At 57.8% G+C, this 249-nt stretch carries 1 protein-coding gene; it reads right to left on the bottom strand.

Annotated elements, in window-relative coordinates:
• A partial coding sequence (locus tag AC0IYU_RS34895) for a hypothetical protein (RefSeq protein ID WP_472126992.1) occupies positions 1-182 on the bottom strand: 182 nt, incomplete at its 3' end.
• Between the last annotated feature and the right edge of the window lie 67 nt (positions 183-249).

Consider the following 249-nt stretch of genomic DNA (forward strand, 5'->3'; position numbering starts at 1 on the left):
GTGTTCTTGGCGATGTCAGTGGTGTTCTGCTTCACGCGACCATCCAGGCCTTGGATGTTCTCGGCATTCTTCGTGGTCGCGGCCTTGTTGTCGGCGATGTCGGTGGCGTTCTTGGCGATGCCTTCGGTGTTCTTGGTGATGTCGCCGGTGTTCTTGGCGATGTCAGTGGTGTTCTGCTTCACGCGACCATCCAGGCCTTGGATGTTCTCGGCATTCTTCGTGGTCGCGGCCTTGTTGTCAGCGATGTCG

Source organism: Variovorax sp. AC103 (genome assembly GCF_979254005.1).